Origin of the sequence: Methylobacterium amylolyticum (assembly GCF_030700245.1) — a bacterium.
Classification (GTDB): Bacteria; Pseudomonadota; Alphaproteobacteria; order Rhizobiales; family Beijerinckiaceae; genus Methylobacterium.
In genome coordinates, this window is sequence record NZ_JAUYZI010000066.1 from 1 (window position 1) to 24,579 (window position 24,579).

Consider the following 24,579-nt stretch of genomic DNA (forward strand, 5'->3'; position numbering starts at 1 on the left):
GGCGTTCGTGATGCCGGCGGCGTCGCGCTGCAAGCTGGCGGCGAAGCGCTTCAGCGCGCTTGACCGCGCCGCACGCAGCCAATCCTCGACGGCCTCCGTGGACTGCCCGCGCAGCATGGCCGCCAGCCGGGCCGCCAGATCGGCTGCGCCGACCAAGCCTGGTGCCTGACGCCGCAGCCGCTCGATGAACACGCCATCCTCACCCTCGCCCGCGCCGACACCACCCTGCAGGAGCCGGGCGATGCGTCGCGTCCCCGGCGGTTTCCAAGGAGGCGACGCGCCGGCGATCTTGTGATCGAGCCTATCAGCCCCGGCCCGACGACGCGCCGTCGCCCACGCCCGGACGACGCGCGGCTTGATCCGGGCACCGAGCCGCTCGAGTTCGCGCGCCAGCGCAGCCCCGTTGCGGCAGCCCTCGGCCCAGCGCCGGTCGAGATAAGCGCGGTGGGGATCGATGACGCTCGGGCGCGGTGGCTTCGCCCAGGTCGGCGGCCCGTCCCGGCGCAGCCAGCGCCGCACGGTCTTGCGGTCGAGGTCGAGATGGCGCGCCATGCCGGCGACCGAGGCGCCGGCTGCATGCAGGCGCAGAAGCTCGGCGTGCCGTGCGCAACGCGGGGCGTGCCTGTCCAGTTTGCGCCGGTCGGCCGCCGTGAGCGGGCGAGCCCGGTTGTGCTCGTCCCGGAGCGTTGCGGCTCGTTCGTCCCCGAGCGTCCGCGCCACCGAGCGGATCACGCTGTGCTGGCCTGTGACCGCCTCCTGCAGAGCCTCGCTCAGATTGCGCAGCAAGTGCCAGCGGTCGAGGACGTGCACCGCCCCAGGCGCGCCCTGCCGGACGCCCTCGGCGTAGACTTCGGCCCGATCACGGGCGACGATCTCGACCCCGGGACGCTGCCGCAGCCAATCCGCCACCGTGTCGGTATCACGGTCGGGCAGGAGATCCGCGATGACCTTGCGCTCCAGGTCGACGATGATCGTGCCGTAGCGCCGCCCGCGCCGCCAGGCCCATTCGTCGATGGCGATCACGCGCGGCGGCAGAGCGGCCGGTGCCGGCCCGGCCCGGACGATGCGCAGGAAGGTGGATGGGCTGGCCGGGAGCGCCAGCCTGTGGGCGAGCCGCGCGGCCGGCGCTCCGCCGAGCGCGAGACCGAGATGACGCTGCACGTCGTGCAGCCGCCGGAACGCCGGGCGCGCGGGACGGCGACGTCCGGCAGGCTCTGGCTGAAGGTGCGGCGGGGGCAGGCGGGATTGCGACAGCGCAGGCGGCGCAATCGCACGCGTAGGCAGACGGACCGCCCCTGCCAGGGCAGGTCGGCGAGGCGGCGCTCATAGTGGCCGTGGGCTTGATCCGACTGCCTCCGGCAGACCGGACAACACGCCGCCGCCGAGCGCGGCACCGCCAGCACCGTCACGTGCTCGGGCTCGGCCGTGACAGCGACGACGCGCAGCGAGGAGGGGATGAAGGGGAGCAAGCGCTTGGGCATGGGTAGCTCGGGGACAGCATTCTCCCCATCCGAATCCCAGCCAAGCGCGACCGCTCCCGCTCACTCCGTGCCACCACACAAAGTGACGCAGAACCCAATGTTCAAAGCTGTTTGACAGTGGGCCTGGAAGACGTTCTTGGCCAGATCCGGGCCGGTGGTAGTAGCCTCTGTCACGGACGCCACCCTCTGGTGGCTCTCAACACCACCTGATCCGGACCCCGCGGGGGGTTGATCAACCTGATTGCCGGCTCGTGACGCGACGCCGGCCGGACGGCGGCGATGGCGCCGCAGACAATGAAGCGAGGGCGAACGGAGGCGAGCCCGAGGTTCGGCCGATCGACATGATCAGGCGCATCGCCGATCGTACCGCACTTCACCGCCATGGATTTCCGCCCTGACATCGCTGTGAGCGATATGCCGGCAGGCGCCGTCCGGAATGCTTACACCAAGAGCGCTTTGCCGTCGGATCGGTCGCGAGAATGCCCGAACAAACGGCTTGTCGAAACTCAAAAACCGGCATACGATACGCAGATATCAGGTTTGACGCGGCAGGATCGGAAAAGTGGCGCACGTCGGCGATCCCCGTCCGTGGAGGCTTCTCCTAGTCGTGCCTGTAGTTGCATCTTTCATTCTGTTCGCTCTACCGCAGTATTTCTTTATCGCGTCCAGTTTCCATGAAAATCTCGGGTACGGCCGCATAGGCGAAGCATGGACACTCGCGAACTATCATAGGCTTTTTACCGATCGGTTCTACATCGGCGCTCTCGTGAAGACCGTCGGCTTGTCTGCGGCGTCGACGATCGTCTGCCTGATCATCGGCTTTCCTGTAGCCTACATGCTGGCCAGGATGGGTACCCGCTCGAAGGCCGCGCTCAGCGGCCTTTTGGTGGCTGCCATGTTCGTGACGCCGGTGGTGAAGGATCTCGGCCTGATTATCATCCTCAGTCAGTCAGGCATAGTCAATCAAACTCTGGAGTTGCTCGGGATCATCACGGGCCCAATACAATGGTTGGGTGCGGAGATAGGAGTCCTCATCGGCCTCGTGCACTACATGCTGCCGCTCATCGTGCTCCTGCTGGCGACCGTCATCGCAACGGTGCCCCGAAGCCTGGAGGACGCCGCTCATGCGCATGGCGCCTCTCGCGCGCGGGTCTACTACGGAGTGATCGTACCGATCGTGCGGCCGGGCATCATCGCGGCGGCCCTCATGGTTTTCAACCTGGCGATGGGGGCTTTCACGACGCCGGCCCTACTGGGAGGCGGGCGCGTGCTCACTTTCGCCATCCTCATCCAGCGCAGCGTCATCCTCGACGTGGACTACCCTTTCGCCGCAAGCCTATCCAGCGTGCTGCTCGTCACAGTCTTCCTCCTCAACGTCCTGGCTGGGTTCCTGATGGTGCGCCAGGCTCAGGTCCGTCGCGGTCGACCTAAACGCACCGCGCCGCCGACCTCGCTCGACCCCGCGGTCCCGGCCGGGGCGACGGCCGCGGTGGGAACCTGACATGCGCACCGACATCATCCGCCGCCGGATCGCCTACTCGATCCTTCTGGCCGCCTACGCTTTCCTGATCTCGCCCTTGATCGTGGTCGCCGCGGCCTCACTGGACACCGGTTCGACCTTTGCGGCCCGCTTCCCGCCATTGACGGTCGGCTTGCGCTGGTATCTGGAGATACCCGGCAAGTACTGGCAGGCGCTCAGCGTAAGCCTGACCGCTGCGGCGATTGCTTCGGTGATTTCCGGTGCGCTCGGTGTGATGGCCGCACTCGGGATTGTTCGCGGCAAAGTTCCTGGTACGGAGCTGCTCCGAGCGTTCTTCCGCATACCCCTGCAGATACCCTTGGTGGTAACCGGGGTGGTCTTCCTGCAGTTCTATTACGGGTTCCAAACCCTTGTAGGGCTGGAACTCGCAGCCACGTTGCCAGGGCTTATCATCGCATATGTGTTCGTCGGTACCCCTTACACTGTAGGGACCGTCGCCGCGTTGCTGGAGCGGCTTAGCCCGCGACTCGACGAGGCGGCGGCCATCCTCGGCTGCAGTCGTTGGCAGACATTCTGGCTCGTGACATTCCCGATCATCCGACCGAGCTTGATCGCGGGAATGCTCTACGCCTTCGTCGTCGCATTCGGCGACGTGCCCTTATCGATCTTCCTGTCGTCGCCTTCGTACACGACGTTGCCAGTGGAGATCTTCCAGACACTGCAATTCGACTTCAATCCAACCGTCCTAGCCGTTTCGACTCTCGTCGCGGTCATGTCAGTCATATCGCTGTGGATGATTCAGCGGCTGGTCGGACTGGATATGGTGCCCCGCTAACGGTCAGTGAAGCCCACGACATCAGAGCCGGAGGTGTATCATGAGCAGGATGACGAGACGCGGATTTGCAACGATGGTCGCCGTCGGCGGCCTGATACCGGGGCTTCGAGGTGTCCAGGCACAATCCAGCAAACGCTTCGACGGCGTGACGCTGCGCGTAGGCGTCTTCGGCGGCGGATGGAAAGACGCCGTGCATGCCAACGTCGGCACGAAACTGGAGGCTATGGGTGCGAAGGTCGAGTACGTCCCAGGCAATCCCTCCGATAATTTCGCCAAGATTGTCGCGGCCCGCGGGAATAACGTTCCGATCGATGTCATGGAGATCGGACCCGCCGAGCGGATAGCCATGACCCGCAATGGGTTCTTGGAAGATCTCAATCAAGAGCAAATCCCAAATCTTGCAAAAACATCCGTCAAGATTGTCGAGGGCAAAGCCGTACCGTATCACATGGTGCAGAACGGCATCATTTATCGAGCCGACCGATTCAAATCGCTCAATATCCCAGTTCCGACCACTTTGACCGATCTGGATAAGGCCATCTACGCTGGCAAGACTGCCTTCCCCGATGTCGCGAATCCACAGCATTGGCCTGCCGTAACCATGCTCGCACGGGCGAACGGGGGCAGCGAAAGTTCACCCGAGCCCGGCTTCGAGGCCGCCAAGAAAACACATCCGCTCTACTACTACGTCGCGGCCGTCGAACTCGCGCAGAAGATGTCCATGGGCGATGTCATCGCCGCCCCTTGGCATGCTGGAATGGCCGTACGGATGACCAACGCCGGCCAGGAGATGGGGATGGTGCACCCGACGCTGGGCGACAAGCGCGGCGAGATCGAATTCAACTACCTGGGCGTCGTGAAGGGGACCAAGAACCGTGAGGCCGCAACGGCCTTCATAAACGAGTTCCTAGCCACGCAAGCCCAGGCTGATTTCGCCCGCCCGATGGGCGTGGCACCGGTCAACATCGAGGCCCGTAAGATCCTCATGGAGGATCCCGTGATCAGCCGCTTCATGCTCCTCTCCGAGGAGGACCTGGCCAAGACGTACACGATGGATTGGGACAAGGTGAACGTGGAGCGGTGGCGGGCCGGCTGGCTCCGAGCCGTCAACAAGTAGAGATCGATCATGGCACGGGTGACTATCGAACAACTAGGCAAGCGCTTCGGCGGTGAGACGGTCATCGACCATGTCAGTCTCGATGTGAAGGAAGGGGAATTCGTCACCCTGCTTGGCCCGTCCGGCTGTGGAAAGACCACGACATTACGCATCGTGGCCGGATTTCTATCGCCGGACACAGGCTGCGTCTGCTTCAATGGCGCGGACGTGACGCGGGTGCCTACGCAGAAGCGGCGTTTGGGAATGGTCTTTCAGGACTATGCCCTGTTTCCGCACCTGAACGTCGCCGACAACGTCGGCTTTGCCTTGCGTGCCTCGGGAACCCCCAAGGCAGACATCGGGCGGCGGGTGCGGGATCTGCTCGCACTCATACGTCTGCCGTCCGTCGGGGATCGCTTTCCTGCCGAGTTGTCCGGCGGCCAGCAGCAGAGGATTGCCATCGCGCGGGCGCTCGCCCACACCCCCGCGGTGCTGCTGATGGACGAACCGCTCGGCGCCCTCGACCTCAAGCTGCGTGAGGCGATGCAGAACGAGCTACACGCGATCCAGCGTCAGCTCGGCATCACGACCATCTATGTGACCCATGATCAGGAGGAAGCGCTGAGCCTCTCTGACAGGATCGCGCTCATGCGCCGCGGAAAGATCGAGCAACTCGGGACGCCGAAAGAGATATACGGCCGACCGGCGACTCCATTCTCTGCATTCTTTCTCGGAAAGATCAATTTCCTTGCTGGTAAGCTTCAAAATGTATATAAAAATACTTACGTTGTAGCGACGGAGCGCGGCATCGTTCGTGCTCCCGTTAGACCTGATGCAGCGTTCACAGTGGGCGACGAGGTACTGATCGCAGTCAGGCCCGAACACTTGCGCATAGCGAACCCCGGTGCTCGTGGCGATGTATCATCCGATCTCGTCAACAGCCTGAAAGGACGCGTGCTACGTCAAAAATTCATCGGCAAGGTGCTGCAGTTCGAGGTCGAGGTCACGGAAGGCCGGACGTTCGTCATCGACGGCTCGGTGGATTGGGTCAGCGAGCCTGGAAGTGCGATCGAGGTCACCTGGAACGTCGCTGCCACGAACCTTTATCCCTTCGCGATCGATCCCGAGATCGGCGTCGACGAGGTACGCACGCCGCAGGGTGATCCGGCCGTTCGGGCCTCGACCGGCGAAGGCCGCATCGTCCCGGCGGCGCGGGCGACGGCGTGATCTGAAGTGGGAGCCGGTCCGTCGGGGCCGGCGCTGAGGGTTCGGCGCGATGCCGGTCGGCCGCTCGCCCCTCCGCCGTCAATCGGATCGTTTCACGATCTCGGATATCTTCGCTGCCGTCGCCATGACCAGAGGCGTCAACTGCGTCTTGGCGTCCGCTACCGACCAACGCGGAAAGGGCACGGCGATGTTGACCGCCGCCATAGGCCTGCCGTCCCGGTCGAGGACCGGCGCAGCCAGCGAGATGTCGCCGACGAACGCCTCCTGGTTGGACAGGGCGAAGCCGCTGCTGCGGACATCCTTCAGCAGCTTTCTCAGGCGGTCGATCCTGATCTCCGTCGTCTCTGTGATCTTGACGAGCCTGGAGCTGGCGAGGATGGCATCCGCCTCCCCGACCTGCATGAACGCCAGGATCGCCCGCCCCGGGGCCGTGCAGAAAGCGGGAAGCCGCGTTCCGACGGTGAGGTTGACGCTGACCACATGCTTGCTTGGGAAACGCAGGACATAGACGACCTCGGCGCCTTCGAGAACCGTAAGATTGATCGTCTCTTCGCAAGTAGCGTTGGCAGCCTCAAGTACAGGCGAAGCCTGCTCCCGCAGGGCATCGATGCTTGAATAAGATTGGGCGAGTTTTAAAAGTTTCGACGACAATCGATATTGTCGCCCCTGCAATTCCTGTGTCAGGTAGCCGAGGGCAGCGAGCGTATGCAGCGAGCGTTGGGTGGCACTGCGTCCGATCCCGGTACGCTGAGCCACCTCGGTGAGCGAGAGCTCCGACCGCGCCGTGCTGAATGTCTCTAGCACGCGGAATGCCTTGGCCACCGACGCAACGAAGAGGCCCGTGGAGGCCTGATCGCCATCGCCGGTGGCATCCGCCGCGGCATCGTTCGAACCAACCTGCTTCACGCGACGCTCCGCGCTCCGGGATGAGCGCCATCGTATGCGAGAATCGCCCACGGAGCGATTTGCCCGATGACGCCTGGCCGACGGCCGCTCTTTCGGAGATCCGTCGGCGTAGCCTGTATGAACACGGCACTCAACCGATCGGGACTGCTATCCCGCAACAGGTCGAACGGGACGTCGTGGTCACCAGGGAGGCGGTGGCATGCGGTCAGGATCCATCTTGACGTCGATGAGCACGGGGCGGTCGCGGCGATGCAGAACGCCCTCGACGTGCACGAGATCGTCGAGGGAGCGGACGGTAACGCCGATCCCGCCCAGGGCATCGGCGATGGGCGCGAAGTCCGGCCATTCGAACGTCGCAAGCGAAGGGTCCATGCCTCGATCCCGGAACTGCACGTGTTCGGAACCATAGCTTGAGTCATTGAACATGAGGACGATGAGGTCGAGCTTCTGGCGTACCGCGGTGTTGAACTCGTTGAGCCCGCCCATCATGAAACCGCCGTCGCCGGTCACCAGAAGAGCGGGCCTGCAAGGCTCGGCGATCGAGGCTCCGATGGCGTGCGAGACGCCGAGCCCTATGGCCCCGGAATTGTGGCCGAGGACGAAGAGCCGCGGATCCGACACGGCAATGCTTGTCCAAGCCTCGCCGAGGTAGCGCCCCCCGTCGGTGACCAACATGCGCTCGGGCCCAATCATGTGGTGCACCCGACGCAGGACGGATCGCACGTCGTTGGGGCCGGACAGCGATGCGTCGGGATGGCGGGATGCGTAGGTCGCGATCGCCGTGCGGACGACCTCCTCCTGGCAGAACCCCGAGGAGGGTATCTCCGCCTCGTCCAGCCAGTGGATCATCCTGGCCGCGACCGAAGCGCTGTCACCGACCACGCCCGCGTCCGGCGGATGATTGCCATCGAGGTCAGCCGGGTCGTCGTTGACGAGAACGACGCGCTTGCCTCGGACCAGCGTACCTTTCGACGTGGTGTTGCTGGTGAGGCTGGCTCCGAAACCGATGATGCAGTCACTGACGACCAGCGCATCGATCGCCTCGGCGCTGCTCACGGTGCCCATGACGCCGATGGCCTCGTCCTCGCCCAGAAACAAGTCCTTCGCCTTCAGGGTCGTCATGACAGGCGCGCCGATCCGGCGAGCGAAGGCCAGCACCGCTGCGCGCGCCTTGGGATCCAGTGACCCACGACCGGCCAGGACGATGGGACGCTTCGCGTTCGCCACGACCCCAACGGCGTCCTCGAGGTCCTGACTGTCGGTCGCGGTGGCGCGACGTTCATGGAACCGGAGCGGCGCCGACGTCTCGGATGTGTCTGCCCATAGGAATTCGGCGGGCACGTTGAATACGACGGGCCTGCGCTCTGAGAAGGCTCGGCGGAAGGCGTTGCGCAGGTCGAAGCCGACGCTGTCCGCGGCCCGGGCCTGTTCGAAGCCGGCGCCCGTCGCAAGTACCAGCTCGCGCTGCGCGAGGCTCTGAAGGTGGGTGCGGCTCGTGGAGATGTCGCCGGCGATGAGGACCATCGACAGCCGTGCCCGCGCCCCTTCGAGGAGCGCAGGCAGCGCATTCGCCAGCGCCGGCCCTTGCGTGACCGAGGCCACGGCGACCTTGCCCGAAACGGACGCGTAGCCGAGCGCCATGAGGGTGGCGCCGGCCTCGTGCGCCGCAGCGACGTATCGCCCACCGCACTCGCGTACGAAGCGGTCGACGTAAAACATGTTGGCGTCGCCCATGACCCCGAAGACGGTCGACACGCCATATTTGCGAAGCTGATCCGCTATAGCCTCATAGACTTTCACTGCTGGTCCCCTCGGACTGCAAACTGATTCTGTAATATTGATCTCTTGTCCACCAATATGGATCCATTTAGATCACGGCAGTCAGTCGCACCGAGCATTGCGAGGTTGCGATCTATCTCGGCCTTCAGCAGCGATATCGCGTGGGTCACGCCGCGCTTCCCGGCTGCCGCCGCCGCATAGTTGAAAGGCCTGCCGATCAGCGCCATCCGAGCCCCCAGGGCCAGGGCCTTCAGCACGTCCGACCCACGCCGGAATCCGCCGTCGATGAGGATCGGAAAGTCGGCTCCGACTGCCTCGACGGCGGACGGCAAGACGCGCATCGCGGATACCGCGCCGTCCAACTGCCGGCCGCCGTGGTTCGATAGGATCACCGCGTCAGCGCCGATCTCACGCGCCTGCAGCACGTCCTGGACGGACAGCAAGCCTTTCACGATGAGGCGACCGTCCCAGAGGCGGCGCACCCGCTCGACCTGCCGATGATCCAGGTGGTCGCGGCCGGTCCAGTAGTTCGAGGCGGTCGAATCGAGAAGAGGCACGCCGCCGGAGGCGAGCCCGTTCACGAAGCGTGGCAGGCCACTGCTCGTCAGGGTCCGCAGCAGCGTTCCGCAGAACCATCGCGGCCTGGCCGCGAAGTCGCAGAGCAACCTGGGGCCGACCCGCAGGGGCGTCGCGAAACCGGCGCGGACGTTGTTCTCCCGGTTGGCCGGAACCTGCACGTCCACTGTCACGACCAACGTGTCGTAACCAGCCGCCGCCACCCGACCGACGAGGCGATCCGCATCGTCCGGCCGGGCGGGTATGTACATCTGGAACCACGTTCCCGGCGCGGCATCGGCGACGGTTTCCAGGGGCGTGAGGGACGCCCCGCTCAGGACCGATGGGATCCCGGCCTCTTTCGCCGCACTCGCGATGACCAAGTCGCCCTGGTATGTCGACAGGGCGCACAGTCCCATGGGAGCTATGCCGAACGGCGAGGAATATCGCCTGCCGAACAGTTGCACGGACTGGCTGCGGGCCGAGACGTCCCGCATCGATCGGGTCGTGAAGCCGAACTCGGAGAATACGTGTCGATTGTCTTCGGCCGAGGCGTTGTCCTCCGCCGCGCCGGAGACGTAGCCGTAGAGCGGCCGCGGCAATCTGCGACGCGCGGCGCGCTCGAAGTCGTCCATGGACAGGAAGCGGCTAAGATGTCTTCCGGGGACGGGTCGTGCCCCGGTCATGCTGCCGCTTCCCCTGGCATTGGTAGCGTTCCCCTGAAGCGCGGAGTGCGCGACGAGAGCCGTTCCCGATCGCGTTGCAATCGTGCTCGACTCTAAGTCCTTGTTTTGAGGCGCTCTCTGTCGCCGAACCGGCATCCACTTCGGCGGAGAGCGCTCTAGTTCAGGAACGACGAATCCTTCTTCTCCATCAACCGTGTCAGCGCCTTGAAGGCCATCTCACCCTGATCGTCATTCTCCAGGACGGCCGCATGGGCGAGAGCGATGTTCTCGGAAGGCTCGACCAATTCCGCGTTCATCGCCAAAGCGCCGACCTGAACCTTGCAGGCGGTCTCGAAGTCGTAGAGCCGCTTGAAGGCACTGGGTATGGTCTTGCCGCACACGAGGAGCCCGTGGTTGCGTAGGATCATGAAATTCTTGGTGCCGAGGTCCGCAACGAGCGACTCCCTGTCGGAGTCGTCCGAATGCACCCCGGAGAAGTCGTGATAGGCGACCCGATGGGTGAGGGCCGCGCCGGCGAAGTCGAGGGCGCGCAGAGGAGCCTTCGTGGCCGCCATCGTCATGCCGGGAATCGTATGGGTATGCATGACGCACTTGGCATCTTCGCGGGCCTCGTGAACCGCGCTGTGAATGATGAATCCGGCCGGATTCACATCGTACTCGGAATGCTCGACCTTCCGACCCTGCAGATCGATTTTGACCAGATTCGAAGCGGTCACCTCGTCGAAGCGTAGACCGAAAGGATTGATGAGAAAGTGTTGCTCTGGACCCGGCACGCTGACGCTGATGTGGCCATAGATAAGATAATCCCAACCCAAGTGTGCAAAGATCCGATAGGCTGCGGCGAGTTGGATGCGCAGTTCCGCCTCTGTCATACGCACATCGGATTGCCGATGCTCGGCCAAGGACTTGACGTTGCTGGAGGGCATTCTCGTTCTCCTCGGTACGAATTCGCGGTCAGCTTCAGGTTAGGTCCTCTCGGCAGCGATCGCCGATAGCTCGATCAGATCCTGCCCTTCGAGGCTCGCGCCGATGCAGGCCCGGATCGGGGCGTTGTCGCGATCCGCCCAGGCGTCCCAAGCTCGACCCATCCCGTCCTTGTGCGCGATGTCGGCGATGAATACCGTGACGCCGACCAAGTCGGACTTTGTAAGTCCGCATTCTTCGAGCCGCTCGTCGAGCATGCGAAGCGCCTGTTCCATCTGCTCGAATGTATCGCCTGTCTTATCCATAGGTACGATGTTCATGAATGCGAAACCGTTGGCGCGCACGATTTTGCTGCGTGTCGGCACGGCACCCGGAAACCTGGTAATCACACGGATCATCCTTCATCTAACGGACGCTGCGCTTCATACGCGCGTCACGCGCGCTCCAACGAACGCCCTTCCTCGGATCGAGGCCCCGTGCGGTGGAGCAGTTCGAACCGGCTGGCACGGAACGGTCGGAGATCCATGCCGGGCGTGCGATCCGTGGCCATCGCCACCACGAGTTCGGCCATCTTCGGTGCTCCCGTCAGCCCCAGGTGTCCGTTGCCGAACGCATAGAAGACGTTGGCAAACCGCTGCGATCGGTCGATCACGGGCAACGAGTCCGGCATGCAGGGACGGTGGCCCATCCACGAGGAGGCGCCACCGACATCGATGCCTGGCAGGAGCTCGGGTACGGCATCGGCGAGGGCCTTCACCCGACGGTCGTCGGGGGGGGCATCGAGAGAGTCGAACTCGACAGTGCCGGCGACCCTGATCCCCATCTCCATCGGCGAGACGAAGTATTTCCGGTCGGCGGCCACCACCGGCCGCGACAGCGCGATGCCGGCGTGCGGAAGGGTGATATGGTAGCCGCGTTGCGTCACCAACGGCACATCGTCTCCAGCTTGGCGTGCCAGTTCCCTGGACCAGGCGCCCGCAGCGACCACATAGCTGTCGGCCACGACTCGTTCCCCGCTCGTCCTGAGATGGGATGCCCTCTTCCCCTCGCCGCCGAAGCCCTCGACGCCTTCTTCTATCAATGTGCCCCCGTCCGCCACGAAGTGCTCCGTCAGCACGTCGACGAGTCGGGCAGGGTCCGTGACCATGCCCTCGTTGGGCAGGTAGATGCCGCAGGCGTAGCGGGGCCCAATCGACGGCTCGAGCTGCCGGATCTCCTCGCGTGAGATCTCCTCGACCGTGACGCCGCGGTCGCGGCGAAGCTGCCATACCGAGGCATCGGTGCGGCGGGCATCGACGCTGGGATACAACTGCAGCTGACCCCGACGCTGGATGATGTCCTGCGCGTTGATCGATCGCAGAATTGCAGTATAGAGCTCGATAGAGTCTGACAGAAGACCGCTCAGCGCGTGCGAGATGCGCTGGACGCGACGCTGGGACGAGGCGAAAACGAAACGCATCAGCCAGGGCAGCGCCTGCACTGCATAGCGAGGTTGGATCTTGAGCGGCGCGGCGGGCGCGAAAAGCATGCTCGGGACTTTGGCTATGACGCCCGGCATGCCAAGCGGCGCGACCGAGCCCGGGCTCAGGCTTCCCGCGTTGCCGAAGGAACAGCGCGCCTCCTTCGAGCCCCTGTCGACCACGATGACTTTGTATCCCGAGCGCTGAAACTTCAACGCAACCAGGATCCCAACGATTCCCCCTCCAATCACCGCGACGGTCGGCTTATCGCCCGCATCGTATGCAAAGGCCATCTTGCTCAATGACGTGGCTCTCTAATTCAGCCCGCGCTCGCCAACGCTCGCGCTTAGAGCGGACTGGGCATGATCCGGGACGCCGGCGCAGTATCGTTATACGATAGATGTGTATCGAAATCAAGCCGCCGAACGGCCTCGGGTCCCGCATTTCGGGGCGATCGTCGCCGCGCCCTTCGCCGCGCTCAGCGACGTTCCGCGACTTCGTCCCCAAGGTCCGGGACGGTGTCCCATCGATCGCCGACGACTCCGACTCAGGGACGCGCGTCGCGTGCCCAATATGTGCGCAACGCCTGCCGCAATTCCGCTCCAGCCGACGGTTGACGCCGAGAGCCCGTGTATCGTATTACGATCGCATGGTATCGGATTGTGGCGAGACGGAGCAATCGGAATGAGCCGGATCATCAAGGTCGCCTCTGCACAGACCGGGTCCGTCGAGAGCGACGACATGTCGTCGATGGTTCCGAAGGCCGTCTCGATGATTCGGGACGCCGGGGAGCGGGGCGTCAACATCCTCACCTTCTGCGAGCTGTTCCTATCGCCGTTCTTTCCGAACCAGCTCATCGAGGACAACGATCGCTTCTTCACCTCCGTCGACAGCGAGCCCATGACCGCGATCCGCGATGCGGCGAAGGCCGCCCGGGTCGCGTTGGTCTTGCCGTTCGGCGAGCGCGCCAACACCGGCAACTACAACTCGACCTTGGTGACCGATGCGTCGGGCAAGGTGCTAGGCACCTACAGGAAAACCCACATCCCGGCTTACTTCCCGAACAGCAAGTCGGGCGGCACCGGCAGCTACGAGAAGTTCTATTTCACCCCCGGTGGGGCGCTGCCCGTGTTCGACGTGGACGGAGTCAAGATCGGCGTGCAGATCTGCAATGACCGACTCTACCCAGAGCCGAGTCGGGTGCTGACGCTCGGAGGGGCCGAGATCATCTTCATGCCGATCGCCTTCTCCGTCTATTCGGATCCGGAACACCGAAATTCGATCTGGGAACTGGCCCTTCGCTCGCGAGCCTTCGAGAACGGCGTCTACGTCGTCGCCTGCAACAAGGTCGGCCAGGAGGGCGTCCGCAAGCACCTCGGTCGCAGCATGATCGTGGACCCGCGCGGTATGATCGTAGCCGAGGCAAGCAACGAGCGAGAAGAGCTTCTCGTTCGCGAGATCGACGTCGGGCAGGTCTCGGCCATGCGCAAGAAATTCCCCTGGTGGCGCGACCGGCGTCCCGATCTCTATGGGGCGGTCGCCTCGCACTGACGGTCCGATCTCAACCCGCGGTCCCCGGCGAGACACCCGGGACCGCAAGGCATCTCGCAAGCGGCGGCCGCAATGAAGATCAGCCTTGGCGTTTACCCGAACCAGAAGCCTTCCGAGGTGATCGCGAGCGCCAAGCTTGCGGAGGAACTCGGCTTCGATACCCTCTGGATGCTGGACTCCCACCTCCTGTTCAGGGAGGTTTATACGATGTTCGGGGCCATCGGGGCTGCGACGAGCCGGATCCGTCTTGGAACCGCCGTCACGAATCCGCTGACCCGCCATCCGACGGTCACGGCGTCCGCCTTCGCCACGCTCGCCGAACTGACGGAAGGGCGCGCCACGCTCGGCATCAGCGTCGGCGACAGCGCGCTCAAGGCCATGAACCTCGAAATCGCCAAGATGAAGGAGCTCGCCGATACGGTGCGCCGATGCCGGGCGCTCCTGGACGGCGAGGAGGTGGCATTCGGCGAGGGGGAGCTCGCCAAGCTCCACCACACGGGACGCCACGTTCCCATCTACGTCGCCGCGACGGGTCCGAAGATGCTGGCGCTCACCGGCGAGATCGGCGACGGCTGCATCCTCATGAACGGGGTGGCTCCCGACCTTATCCAGGCGGCCATCGATCTGCTCCAGGCGGGCGAGCGGGAGGCCAAGCGCCCCGTCGGCACCACGAAGACGGTCGTTTGGGCGGCCTGTCATCCCGATCCCGAAGCGGTGAAGTACAACGTCGCCCGCGCCATCTTGCGCAACATCCCGGGCCCGATCAGCGACCTGACACGCCAAGTGGCGGCCGAGGTGAAGAAAGAGTACAATTACGAGGAGCATGGCAGCGCCGAGGCGCATTTCGCGAGTCTCGTGCCGACCGAACTCGTCGAGCGCTTCGCGTTCTCCCACAGCCCCGAGCACATCGCCTCGCAGATCGACGCATTGGAGAAGATCGGCGTCGACGAGGTCGTGCTGGCGATCCCCTTCGCCCCCAACATCACCCCCCGCGACGAGGTCATGCGTCAGCTCGCGCCGATGATCTTCCGCAAGCGCGTTTGATCCCGGGCGGCCTAGAATGCCAGCGTCCGAACTCGACCTTGTCCTCTCCGGCGGCCGCGCCCTCCTTCCGGACGGGACGCTGGAGATCGTGGACCTCGGCATCCGCGACGGCAGGATCGCCGGAATTGCGGCCACGGGCACGCTCCAGGGCGCGAGCCGTGTCGACCTGAGCGGCCTCGTCGTCCTGCCGGGCGTGATCGACGCCCACATACACCTCGGCCACGGCAGCGACATCACGCGGCCGCGCGTCGCCGCCGACGCCGACGCCGAGTCCGCCTCGGCGGCAGCGGGAGGCGTCACCGCCTTCGTCTCGTATCTCATCGCCGACGGGCCGCACCTGGCAGGTCCGTTGGACGAGGCCATCGCGGCGGCCGGGGCAGGATCGCGCATCGATTTCGGCTTCCACCTCGTCGTCGCGACCGAAGAGCAGCTTGCCGAGGTCGAGCGTGCGGTCGCGGAGCGCGGTGTCACGTCCTTCAAGCTGTTCATGTACAACCGTGGCGGCGAAGGCGCGCGCCTCGGCCTGCCGGACACGGATGACGGTTTCCTGTTCCGCCTGCTCGAGGCCACGCGGCGGGCGGGCGCCATCGTCTGCCCTCACTGCGAGAACATCGAGGTGGGATGGGTTCTGCGGGACCGGCTCGTCGGGGCGGATCCCGATGGCTCCGGCGGCCTGGCTGCCTGGAACGACTCGCGGCCCCCGTTGCTGGAGGCGGAGGCGGTTCACAGGGTCGCCTCTCTCGCCCGCTTGTCCGACGCCCGCTTCCACATGGTCCACTGCTCGTCGGGCGCCGGGCTGGAAGCGGCGACGACGCAACGCCGCCTGGGCGCCAAGCTCACGATCGAGACCTGCGTCCAGTACCTGACCCACACCGTCGATTCGGATCAGGGCCTCAAGGCGAAGGTCAACCCACCGGTGCGCGCTGCGGAGGACGTCGAGGCGCTCTGGCGGGGGCTGGCGGACGGGTCCATCGACACGGTTGCGACCGACCACGTGCACCGCGATGCGACCGCGAAGATCGGCGGCGTGTGGAAGGCCTCGCCCGGCTTCCCGGGCATGGAGACGTTGCTGCCGATCATGCTCAGCGAAGGCCATCACCGACGTGGCCTCCCGCTCGGCTCCATCGCTCGCCTTCTCAGCGGCCACCCTGCACGGATCATGGGAATGCCGGGCAAGGGGAGGATCGGTGTCGGCTTCGACGCCGATCTGGCTGTGGTCGACCTCGACGCCCTCTGGACCGTGCGCGAGCGCGACATGCATTCGAGCGCCGGCTTCTCGATTTACGACGGCTGGGAGGTCAGGGGCCGGGTGATCCACACGCTGTCGCGGGGGGCCTTCGCGCTGCGCGATGGGATGCTTTGCGACGACCGCGTCGGGAAAGGACGTTACATCGAACGTCGCTCCCGGTCTGCCGGTACTGCCTGAACTCGCGGGCCGCAGCCCAGCGGCCCGCGACCGGAAGCCGGCCCGGGACATCCGTGTCTGATGTGACGGCGGCTCGATAGATGCTTGGAGCGCAGCGGGGGCCCTAAACATGAACGGCAGTTTGAAGGTCGCGATTCTCGGCGGGACCGGCGATCTCGGCAGTGGCCTCGCCCGCTGCTGGGCGAAGGCGGGCCACGCCGTCGTCCTGGGTTCGCGATCGCCCGAGAAGGGCGAGGCGCTGGCGCGGGCGCTCGCGGAGCAGACCGGCGGCACCGTGTCGACGGCTGGATACGTCGAGGCCGTGCGCGCCTCGGACATCGTCGTGCTCGCCGTGCCCTACGGCTCCCACGAGGAAACCCTGCGCGGCGTGGCCGAGGCTCTCGTGGGCAAGATCCTGATAGACGCCGTGGTCCCGCTCGCGCCGCCGAAGGTCTCGGTCGTCAAGCTTCCCGCCGCCGGATCCGCAGCCGTGGAGGCCCAGAGCCTGCTCGGCCCGGGCGTCCGGGTCGTTTCGGCGTTCCACAACGTCGGGGCGAAGAAGCTGCACGACGGCGCGAAGGCCGAATGCGACGTCCTGGTCTTCAGCGATGACGCCGAGGCCCGCGGGCTCGTCGCCGACCTTGCCGGCGACGTCGCGACACGGGGGCTCGAAGCCGGTACCCTGGCCAACTCGGCGGCGGCCGAGGCCCTGACGTCGGTGCTCATCTGGATGAACCGACGTTACAAGGCGGTCGGCGCCGGCATCGGCATCACCGGGTTGCCGGAGTCGAAGCCCGACTGACGGGTTGCCATGCTTCGACGGATCACCTGTACGGCGTTGCCAGACATCCCGCTCGTCGAGCCGGGCGACCCGCTCGCCGACCTGATCCTGGGGGGGCTGGCCCGCGCCGAGATCACCCTGCAGACGGGCGACATCCTGGTGGTCGCCCAGAAGATCGTGTCCAAGTCGGAGGGCCGGCTCGTCGACCTCGCGACGTTCGAGGCAGGTCCGAGGGCGCTGGACCTCGCCGCGACCGCGCGGAAGGATCCGCGGCTCGTCGAGGCGATACTCGCCGAGTCGACCGAAGTCGTCCGGGTCGGTCCGGGAGTGATCGTGGTCGAGCACAAGCTCGGTTTCGTCATGGCCAACGCCGGTATCGATCAGTCGAACATCCAGCATCCCGACGGTCGCGAGATGATCCTGCTGCTGCCGGACGATCCCGACGGTTCGGCCGCCCGGCTCAAGGCCGAGCTCGATCGTCGGGCGAGTACGGCGGTCGGGGTGGTCGTCAACGACAGCTTCGGGCGTCCGTGGCGCAACGGCGTCGTGGGCGTCGCCCTCGGGGCGGCCGGGCTGTGCCCGCTGGTCAGCCTTGTCGGCTCGCCGGACCTGTTCGGGCGCACGCTCCGCGTGACGGAGATCGCCGTGGCCGACGAACTCTCCGCCGCGGCCTCCCTGCTCATGGGACAGGCCGCCGAAGGCTGTCCGGTGATCCACGTGCGCGGTTGGGAGGGACGGGGGCCCGATGCCTCGGCAGCCGCGCTCATCCGTCCCAAATCGAGCGACATGTTCCGATGACGGATCGCATCCCGACGAAGGCCGGGGGGACCATCGTCGGCGCGATGACGAACCCCGTCGGCGACGGGGTCCTTGCGGTGCTTCCGGTCAAGCGCTTCGCGGCGGCGAAGTCGCGCCTTGGTCCGACCCATGGCATTCGGTTCCGCGCGGAACTCGCGGAAGCCATGTTCCACGACGTCCTGCGCGTGTGCACCGGCCATGGGGGATTGGCGGGAACCCTCGTGGTGACGCGCGAGCCTCGTGCGGCGCGGGCGTGCGCGCGGCATGGGGCGACGCATCTGCGCGAACGGGATGAGGCTGGGCTCAACGAAGCCGTCGAACTGGGGATCCGCCACGCCCTGCTGGCAGGGGCCCGCGGCGTCCTGGTCCTGCCGACGGACCTACCGGCGTTGCGCTCCGATGATCTCGACGCCATGCTCGCCGGCTGCCGGGTGCCGGGAGTGAGCCTTGGGCCGGCGGATTGCGACGGCGGCACGAACTGGCTGCTGGCCTGTCCCCCGGATGCGATCAGGCCACGCTTCGGTCCGGATAGCTTGAGCTTGCACGTGCACGAGGCCGTCAAAGCGGGGGTTGCCACACGGATCGTCCGTCTCGAGGGCGTGGCGCGAGACATCGACACCGACGATGACCTGGCTTGGTTCCTCGCCTCGTCGGCTCGCTCGACCGAGACTTGGCGCTTCCTCGCGAACGGCCCCCTGGCGGACGACACGACCACGTCGGATTGTGAGTACCATGAGTGACGATCTGCTCGACGCACTCGCACGGGGCGAGGGACGCCTCGATCTCGATGCGGCCCTCATGCTGTCACGGACGGCGCCGCTCACGCGGCTCATGGCGGCGGCCTCGGAACGGCGCGACCTGGCGCACGGCGCGGTCGTGTCCTTCTCGCGCAAGGTCTTCATCCCGCTGACCAGGCTCTGCCGCGACGTCTGCCACTACTGCACCTTCGCCGCCTCCCCGCGTCACGTGGAGGCTCCGTTCCTCTCGCCCGAGGATGTGCTCGCCATCGCGCGGGCAGGTCGCGAAGCGGGATGCAGGGAGGCCCTGTTCACCTTGGGCGACAAGCCCGAGCTGCGCTACGGCGCGGCGCGGAGGCAGCTCTCGGAACTGGGTCATGAGACGACCATCTCGTATCTGATCGCGATGTGCGATCTGGTCTATCGCGAAACCGGCCTCCTACCCCATGCCAACCCGGGGCTGCTGTCGGCGGCGGATCTCGCCGGGCTCAGGGCCGTCACCGTCTCGCAGGGGATCATGCTGGAGTCCACGGCCCGCCGGCTCGGCGCGGCCGGCGGGCCGCATCACGGTTCCCCCGACAAGGATCCGGCCGCTCGCCTGGAAACGATCCGGCTCGCCGGCGAGCAGTCGATACCGTTCACGAGCGGCATCCTGGTTGGCATCGGCGAGGATCGCCGCGAGCGCATCGAGGCCCTTCTTGCGCTGCGCGAGATCCATGAGGCCCACGGCCATCTTCAAGAGGTCATAATCCAAAGCTTCCGACCGAAGCCAGGCACGCGGATGGCCGAAGCCCCACCGATGTCGGATGCCGAGCACATGCGCACGATCGCGCTTGCCCGGCTGATCTTCGATCCTTCGATGAACCTGCAGGCACCCCCGAACCTGAGTCCCGGGATGCTGCCCGGTCTCGTCGCGGCCGGCGTGAACGACTGGGGTGGGGTCTCGCCGGTCACGCCCGACCACGTCAATCCGGAGGCGCCTTGGCCGCATCTGGACGCACTGCGGGCGGCGACTGCCGTGGCCGGCAAATTCTTGGCGGAGCGGTTGGCGATCTATCCCGCATACGCCAGGGAACCGGGGCGCTGGCTGGGCCCGGCGTTCGGACGCGGCCTCCTCCCGCTGGTCGATGCCGATGGTTGGCCGCGCACGGACGGTTGGTGGCCGGGCGACCAGGTGCCTGCGCCCGCCGCCGACGTGCGCTGGATCGACGGCGGGGCCGCCGCTCTCGCAGCGACCACGCCCGTGGCGCGCGCGCTCGCGGAGCTGGGCCGGGGAAGGGTGCCGGACGAAGCCGGGATCGCGGCGCTGTTTCGCGCGCGCGGGCCCGAGTTCGCCGCCGTGTGCGCCGCCGCCGACGACGTACGGCGTAGCGCGAACGGCGACACGGTCAGCTACGTCATAACCCGCAACATCAACTACACGAACGTCTGCTACTTCAAGTGTCAGTTCTGCGCCTTCTCGAAGGGTAAGCTGAGCGAGAACCTCCGGGGCCGGCCCTACGACCTGCCGCTGGCCGAGATACGGCAGCGCGTGTCGGAGGCCTGGGACCGCGGTGCGACCGAGGTCTGCATGCAGGGTGGCATCCACCCCGCCTATACCGGACAGACTTACATCGACATCCTGCGCGCCGTGAAGGACGAGCGGCCCGGCATCCATGTCCATGCGTTCTCGCCGCTCGAGATCCATCAAGGCGCCGAGAGCCTCGGGATGCCGATCGAGAGCTTCCTGGGAGCACTCAAGGACGGCGGACTGGGTAGCCTGCCGGGCACGGCGGCCGAGGTGCTCGACGACGAGGTGCGGGCGGTTCTGTGCCCCGACAAGATCGGCACCGATCGCTGGCTGGCCGTGATGCGTGCGGCCCATCGGGCGGGGCTGCGCTCGACGGCGACGATCATGTTCGGGCACGTCGACCGGTACGAGCACTGGGCGCGCCACCTGATGCGCATCCGCGAGCTGCAATGCGAGACGGGCGGGTTCACCGAGTTCGTGCCCCTGCCTTTCGTGCACATGGAGGCGCCGATCTACCTGAAAGGCAGCTCGCGGCGCGGTCCGACCTTCCGGGAGACGATCCTGATGCATGCGGTGGCGCGGCTCGTCCTGGCGCCGGTGATCAACAACATCCAGGCTTCCTGGGTGAAGCTCGGGCCCGAGAGCGTCGGCCTGGCCCTTATGGCCGGCGTCAACGACCTCGGCGGCACGCTGATGGACGAGACGATCTCTCGCTCGGCAGGAGCCTCGCACGGCTCACAGATGACGCCCGCGGACTTGGAGCGGATCATCGTCTCCGCAGGCCGTACGCCCCGTCGTCGAACGACCCTGTACGGCGAGCCGTCCCGACCCGGGGGACCCACCGCTCCCATCCCCTCGTACGACGGCGATCATGCATTTCGTACTATGACCGATGTCCGGCAATGGATGGCTTCTTGATCCAGTCGCTCGAACAATTCGCTCGCTCAGGAGCCTGCCTCAGGAGCCTCTGTGGATGTCCGCAGCGGACGACGAAATTGCGCCACTTCCCAGTGGCTTGGAGGAGGCGAGATCAGCATTCGTAGCGTTATGCGGAGGCGTCGGCGGCGCGAAACTCGCATCGGGACTTCAGCATCATCTGCAGGATCGCCTTTCCCTTATCGTGAACGTTGGTGACGATTTCGATCATCTCGGCCTTCGTATCTGTCCGGACATCGATACCGTCCTCTACACTCTATCGAGTCTCAACGACCAGTTCCGCGGTTGGGGGCGCGCCAGGGAGACCTGGAATTTCATGCATGCCCTCGGCCAGTTTGGCGGAGATACTTGGTTTCAGTTGGGCGATCTTGATCTGGCACTGCATGTCGTGAGGACGCATCGACTTGGATCGGGCGAAACCCTTTCGGCGATCACGGCCGATATCGCGGCGAGCCTCTCGATCCCTGCCCGCATCATACCGGCGACGGACGATCGGCTGCGAACCAAGGTCGTCACGCCGGGACAGACGCTGGACTTCCAGAGGTACTTCGTCGAACAGCAGTGCCGCCCCCGGGTTGAAGCACTTCGCTTCGAGGGCGCGGACCGGGCCACGGTCTCGACCGGCGCGGAGAGCTCTTTCGCTGACGATACGCTGGCCGGCATCGTCATCTGCCCATCGAATCCGTATCTCAGCGTGGATCCGATCCTGGCGATCCCGCGCCTCCGTCAACTCCTGCGCGACCGCAGCGTCCCCGCCGTCGCGGTCTCCCCGATCATAGGCGGCAAGGCGATCAAAGGACCGACGACCAAGATCATGCAGGAGCTCGGAGTCGCGTGCACGGCGGCGTCCATAGCCAAACATTACGAGGGGTTGGTGGACGGCTTGATCATCGACGAAGCCGACGCCGAAGAGGCGGAGGGGACAAGCCTGCCGACGCTCGTCACGAAGACGCTGATGGTCGACCCCCGTTCCCGGAACGAGCTCGCAAGCCGAACCCTGGAGTTCATCCAGCGACTGGGAGGCGCTCGCAGGATCGGTCCCCAGTGAGACGGTTGCGTTTGGTTTTGAGGCGCCTCGATGCGCGGCCATGCTTCGCGCATCGCGGACGGCGGGGACTCCGATCGAGGCGACCCTGGGGGCGTGGGCCTCGTCGCGAGGGTGGCGAAGGAGCGCATGTGGCCAAGCGGCTGATCGATTGCGGCTTCCGCCCGCCGACGATGAGCTGGCCGGTGGCCGGCACGCTGATGATCGAGCCGACCGGGTCCGAGACCAAGGGCGAGATCGACCGGTTCTGCGACGCGATGCTGGCGATCTGCGAGGAGATCCGCGCGATCGAGACCGGCTGTCAAACAGCATCGGTACGGGGTTCTTCCGCAGGTTCGGTGCTGAAGGCTTTTTGAGGCGTTGACCCTCTGAAAGTCCAAGGGCCAGCACGATGGTGATCTCGAACCCGTCGCTACCTTCGGTTCCGGACGGCGTGCAATGTTGACGAGCTGGTGTTGGATCCGGGCCTTACGCCGAGGCTGCGCGGCTCGGCGCGCCACAGGCGATCCAGATCGCGAATCGATGGCATCTTCCCGTCAACGCCTCCGAGGCGCCGCGCGGGGTCTTGGAGCGGCATCAGCCCGAGATCCGGGAGGTCGCCCGCCGCGTCGCGTCCTAATGCCCGGACCCCTTCGTCGCTGCGGCTGATCCCACAGCCAGATTACGGAACACCCGCGCTACCTCCTTGTCACCGAGCGCGCTCGCCCCGACCTTGCCGCCCTTGGTCAGCGGCGAATTTGGCTTGCCGTCATTGGCAAGCGGGTGCAAGCCTACTCCTTCCTGACCGGCCAGACCGCGCTGAAGAGCGAGCGTTGTCGGGCCGGCAGGATGATATCGTCCCAGGCGCAGGTCGCGCTACGCGGGCGTTCCCGACCGTCACGGGTCGTGATCTGTACCTCGCCCTCGGCACGCAGGCCGACCAGTGCCTTCGACACGAGATCAATTGTGGCGGGCGTGGTGTTGCAGATCCCAGTGAACAGGGAGCCCAGCGTGACGCCGCCGGCCGCGATCTGCTCGGGGCGGAAGATGCGCTCGGGCAGTTCTTCCATCAGCGCGGCGTGGGAACGTGTGCTCGCGTCGTCGTCGAACAGGAAATCCATCGGGATCTGCCCGAGGGATCGGCCGGGATCGTAGCCCAGCATCTGGGTGCCGGGCTGGCCGTGATGGATGAAGTGGTTCGTCAGGCCCCAGTGACGCACGGCCATCTCGTCGCGGGCGCGCGGGTGCTTCGAGATGTGCACCAGCCAGTAGGTACGATGGCTCCTGGGTGAACGGATGAAGAAACACGTGTAGTACGGCGCGCCGGTTCGCTCTTGGAGGTGGCGGTAGAGGAGGTTCTGGATCAGCCAGCGCGCCTCCCGGCCCCCGTTGTCGCGGACGGTCAGCATCTCTCGTACTTGGTCAACGCCGAGTTCGAGCGGCAACACGGCCTTTAGGAATTCGTCCTCCGTCGTAAGATAGTCGATGATCCAATCGACGCTGAACGTCAGGATGATCTCGGGATTCGCCAGTTGCGTGAGGATCGCGCGCACATCCCGGAAGGTGATCCGCCCCCCTGTGAGTGGTCCGCCCTTTGGTATGGCCTGTGGGCCAAGACGAGGACGGACGGATGGGGACGAAGCGACACAAGCCTGAGGACGTGATCGCCAAGCTGCGGCAGGTGGACGTGTTAGTCGGCCAGGGCCAGAGCGTCGGCGAGGCGATCCGCAGTATCGGCGTGACGGAGGTGACGTACTACCGCTGGCGCAAGGAGTACGGGGGTCTGAAGGGCGATCAGGTCCGACGGATGAAGGACCTGGAGGTCGAGAACCAGCGGCTGCGGAAGGCGATTGCCGATCTCACCCTGGACAAGCTGATCCTGCAGGAGGCCGCCCGGGGAAACTTCTGAGCCCCGCGCGCCGACGTGCGTGTGTCGAGCACATCGTGGGGACGATGGACGTGTCCGAGCGCCGGGCTTGCCGGGCGCTCGGGCAGCATCGCTCGACGCAGCGCAAGGTGCCGCGGGGGAGAGACGACGAGGCGGCGCTGACGGCCGACCTCGTCGCGCTGGCGGAACAGTACGGCCGGTACGGCTACCGGAAGGTCGGGGCGCTGCTGAAGGCGGCCGGGTGGTTCGTCAACGACAAACGCGTGGAGCGGATCTGGCGGCGGGAGGGGCTGAAGGTGCCGGCCCGGCAGCCCAAGCGCAGCCGGATCTGGGACAACGACGGCTCCTGCATCAGGCTGCGGCCAGAGCACCGCGACCACGTCTGGTCGTACGACTTCGTCGAGGCGCGCACCCACGATGGACGCAAGTTCCGGATGCTCAACGTCGTGGACGAGTTCACGCGCGAGTGTCTGACG

At 65.7% G+C, this 24,579-nt stretch carries 20 protein-coding genes and 3 pseudogenes; 14 read left to right on the forward strand and 9 right to left on the reverse strand.

The window, feature by feature from the left end; all coding sequences use genetic code 11:
• On the reverse strand, nt 1-1,161 hold a 1,161-nt coding region (locus Q8W71_RS28655; RefSeq protein ID WP_305528800.1), incomplete at its 3' end, for an ISL3 family transposase.
• 95 nt (nt 1,162-1,256) lie between these two features.
• A pseudogene (locus tag Q8W71_RS28660) lies at nt 1,257-1,481 on the reverse strand (transposase family protein); the annotation flags it as partial.
• 562 nt (nt 1,482-2,043) lie between these two features.
• Here Q8W71_RS28660 and Q8W71_RS28665 point away from each other — a divergent pair.
• The 4 genes from Q8W71_RS28665 to Q8W71_RS28680 are packed head-to-tail and all read left to right on the forward strand — an operon-like array spanning nt 2,044 to nt 6,119.
• Nucleotides 2,044-2,982: an ABC transporter permease gene (locus Q8W71_RS28665; RefSeq protein WP_305528801.1), complete on the forward strand. Its 939-nt coding sequence runs from the start codon at nt 2,044-2,046 to the stop codon at nt 2,980-2,982.
• Nucleotide 2,983: 1 nt separating this feature from the next.
• Entirely contained in the window at nt 2,984-3,796 is an 813-nt protein-coding gene (locus Q8W71_RS28670) for an ABC transporter permease (protein ID WP_305528802.1), read from the forward strand.
• A 40-nt stretch (nt 3,797-3,836) separates the two neighbouring features.
• Nucleotides 3,837-4,913, forward strand: a complete 1,077-nt coding sequence (locus tag Q8W71_RS28675; RefSeq protein ID WP_305528803.1) for an extracellular solute-binding protein — start codon at nt 3,837-3,839, stop codon at nt 4,911-4,913.
• Nucleotides 4,914-4,922: 9 nt separating this feature from the next.
• Entirely contained in the window at nt 4,923-6,119 is a 1,197-nt protein-coding gene (locus Q8W71_RS28680) for an ABC transporter ATP-binding protein (protein ID WP_305528804.1), read from the forward strand.
• A gap of 78 nt (nt 6,120-6,197) precedes the next feature.
• Here the strand turns inward: Q8W71_RS28680 and Q8W71_RS28685 are convergent, their stop codons facing one another.
• From Q8W71_RS28685 to Q8W71_RS28710, 6 genes are all read right to left on the reverse strand, one after another.
• Nucleotides 6,198-7,025 (reverse strand): IclR family transcriptional regulator, encoded by an 828-nt coding sequence (locus tag Q8W71_RS28685; protein WP_305528805.1) that lies wholly within the window; start codon nt 7,023-7,025, stop codon nt 6,198-6,200.
• 180 nt (nt 7,026-7,205) lie between these two features.
• Nucleotides 7,206-8,825 carry a thiamine pyrophosphate-binding protein gene (locus tag Q8W71_RS28690; protein WP_305528806.1) on the reverse strand — a complete coding sequence of 540 codons (1,620 nt, stop codon included), beginning with the start codon at nt 8,823-8,825 and terminating at the stop codon, nt 7,206-7,208.
• Nucleotides 8,822-9,994, reverse strand: a complete 1,173-nt coding sequence (locus tag Q8W71_RS28695) for an alpha-hydroxy acid oxidase (RefSeq protein WP_305528807.1) — start codon at nt 9,992-9,994, stop codon at nt 8,822-8,824. The genes Q8W71_RS28690 and Q8W71_RS28695 overlap by 4 nt, the downstream gene beginning before the upstream one ends.
• A 206-nt stretch (nt 9,995-10,200) precedes the next feature.
• On the reverse strand, nt 10,201-10,971 hold the full coding sequence (locus Q8W71_RS28700; protein ID WP_305528808.1) for a class II aldolase/adducin family protein: 771 nt from the start codon (nt 10,969-10,971) through the stop codon (nt 10,201-10,203).
• Between the two features lie 39 nt (nt 10,972-11,010).
• A complete protein-coding gene (locus Q8W71_RS28705; protein WP_305528809.1) occupies nt 11,011-11,367 on the reverse strand; it encodes a Rid family hydrolase in 357 nt (118 codons plus the stop codon).
• 35 nt (nt 11,368-11,402) lie between these two features.
• The gene (locus tag Q8W71_RS28710; protein ID WP_305528818.1) at nt 11,403-12,722 is read right to left on the reverse strand and encodes an NAD(P)/FAD-dependent oxidoreductase; all 1,320 of its coding nucleotides are present in this window, start codon (nt 12,720-12,722) and stop codon (nt 11,403-11,405) included.
• Nucleotides 12,723-13,113: 391 nt separating this feature from the next.
• Between Q8W71_RS28710 and Q8W71_RS28715 the strand changes: the two genes are divergently transcribed.
• The 9 genes and pseudogenes from Q8W71_RS28715 to Q8W71_RS28755 form a co-directional block, all read left to right on the forward strand.
• Entirely contained in the window at nt 13,114-13,980 is an 867-nt protein-coding gene (locus Q8W71_RS28715) for a carbon-nitrogen hydrolase family protein (protein WP_305528810.1), read from the forward strand.
• 72 nt (nt 13,981-14,052) lie between these two features.
• Entirely contained in the window at nt 14,053-15,024 is a 972-nt protein-coding gene (locus Q8W71_RS28720; protein ID WP_305528811.1) for an LLM class flavin-dependent oxidoreductase, read from the forward strand.
• Between the two features lie 16 nt (nt 15,025-15,040).
• Complete coding sequence (locus tag Q8W71_RS28725; RefSeq protein WP_305528812.1) at nt 15,041-16,450, forward strand: dihydroorotase; 1,410 nt, start codon at nt 15,041-15,043, stop codon at nt 16,448-16,450.
• Nucleotides 16,451-16,559: 109 nt separating this feature from the next.
• Nucleotides 16,560-17,231, forward strand: a complete 672-nt coding sequence (gene npdG, locus Q8W71_RS28730) for an NADPH-dependent F420 reductase (protein WP_305528813.1) — start codon at nt 16,560-16,562, stop codon at nt 17,229-17,231.
• A 9-nt stretch (nt 17,232-17,240) separates the two neighbouring features.
• Nucleotides 17,241-18,008, forward strand: a complete 768-nt coding sequence (gene cofE / locus Q8W71_RS28735) for a coenzyme F420-0:L-glutamate ligase (RefSeq protein WP_305528814.1) — start codon at nt 17,241-17,243, stop codon at nt 18,006-18,008.
• Nucleotides 18,005-18,748 (forward strand): 2-phospho-L-lactate guanylyltransferase, encoded by a 744-nt coding sequence (gene cofC / locus Q8W71_RS28740; protein ID WP_305528815.1) that lies wholly within the window; start codon nt 18,005-18,007, stop codon nt 18,746-18,748. The genes cofE and cofC overlap by 4 nt, the downstream gene beginning before the upstream one ends.
• Nucleotides 18,741-21,173 carry a 5-amino-6-(D-ribitylamino)uracil--L-tyrosine 4-hydroxyphenyl transferase CofH gene (gene cofH / locus Q8W71_RS28745; protein WP_305528816.1) on the forward strand — a complete coding sequence of 811 codons (2,433 nt, stop codon included), beginning with the start codon at nt 18,741-18,743 and terminating at the stop codon, nt 21,171-21,173. The genes cofC and cofH overlap by 8 nt, the downstream gene beginning before the upstream one ends.
• A gap of 55 nt (nt 21,174-21,228) precedes the next feature.
• Nucleotides 21,229-22,239, forward strand: coding sequence for a 2-phospho-L-lactate transferase (gene cofD / locus Q8W71_RS28750; protein ID WP_305528817.1), 1,011 nt, complete (start codon nt 21,229-21,231; stop codon nt 22,237-22,239).
• 128 nt (nt 22,240-22,367) lie between these two features.
• A pseudogene (locus Q8W71_RS28755) lies at nt 22,368-22,535 on the forward strand (hypothetical protein); the annotation flags it as partial.
• Nucleotides 22,536-23,006: 471 nt separating this feature from the next.
• Here Q8W71_RS28755 and tcmP read toward each other — a convergent pair.
• On the reverse strand, nt 23,007-23,816 hold the full coding sequence (tcmP, locus tag Q8W71_RS28760; RefSeq protein ID WP_370875566.1) for a three-Cys-motif partner protein TcmP: 810 nt from the start codon (nt 23,814-23,816) through the stop codon (nt 23,007-23,009).
• Between the two features lie 29 nt (nt 23,817-23,845).
• Between tcmP and Q8W71_RS28765 the strand changes: the two are divergent.
• Nucleotides 23,846-24,579: pseudogene (locus tag Q8W71_RS28765) on the forward strand (IS3 family transposase); the annotation flags it as partial.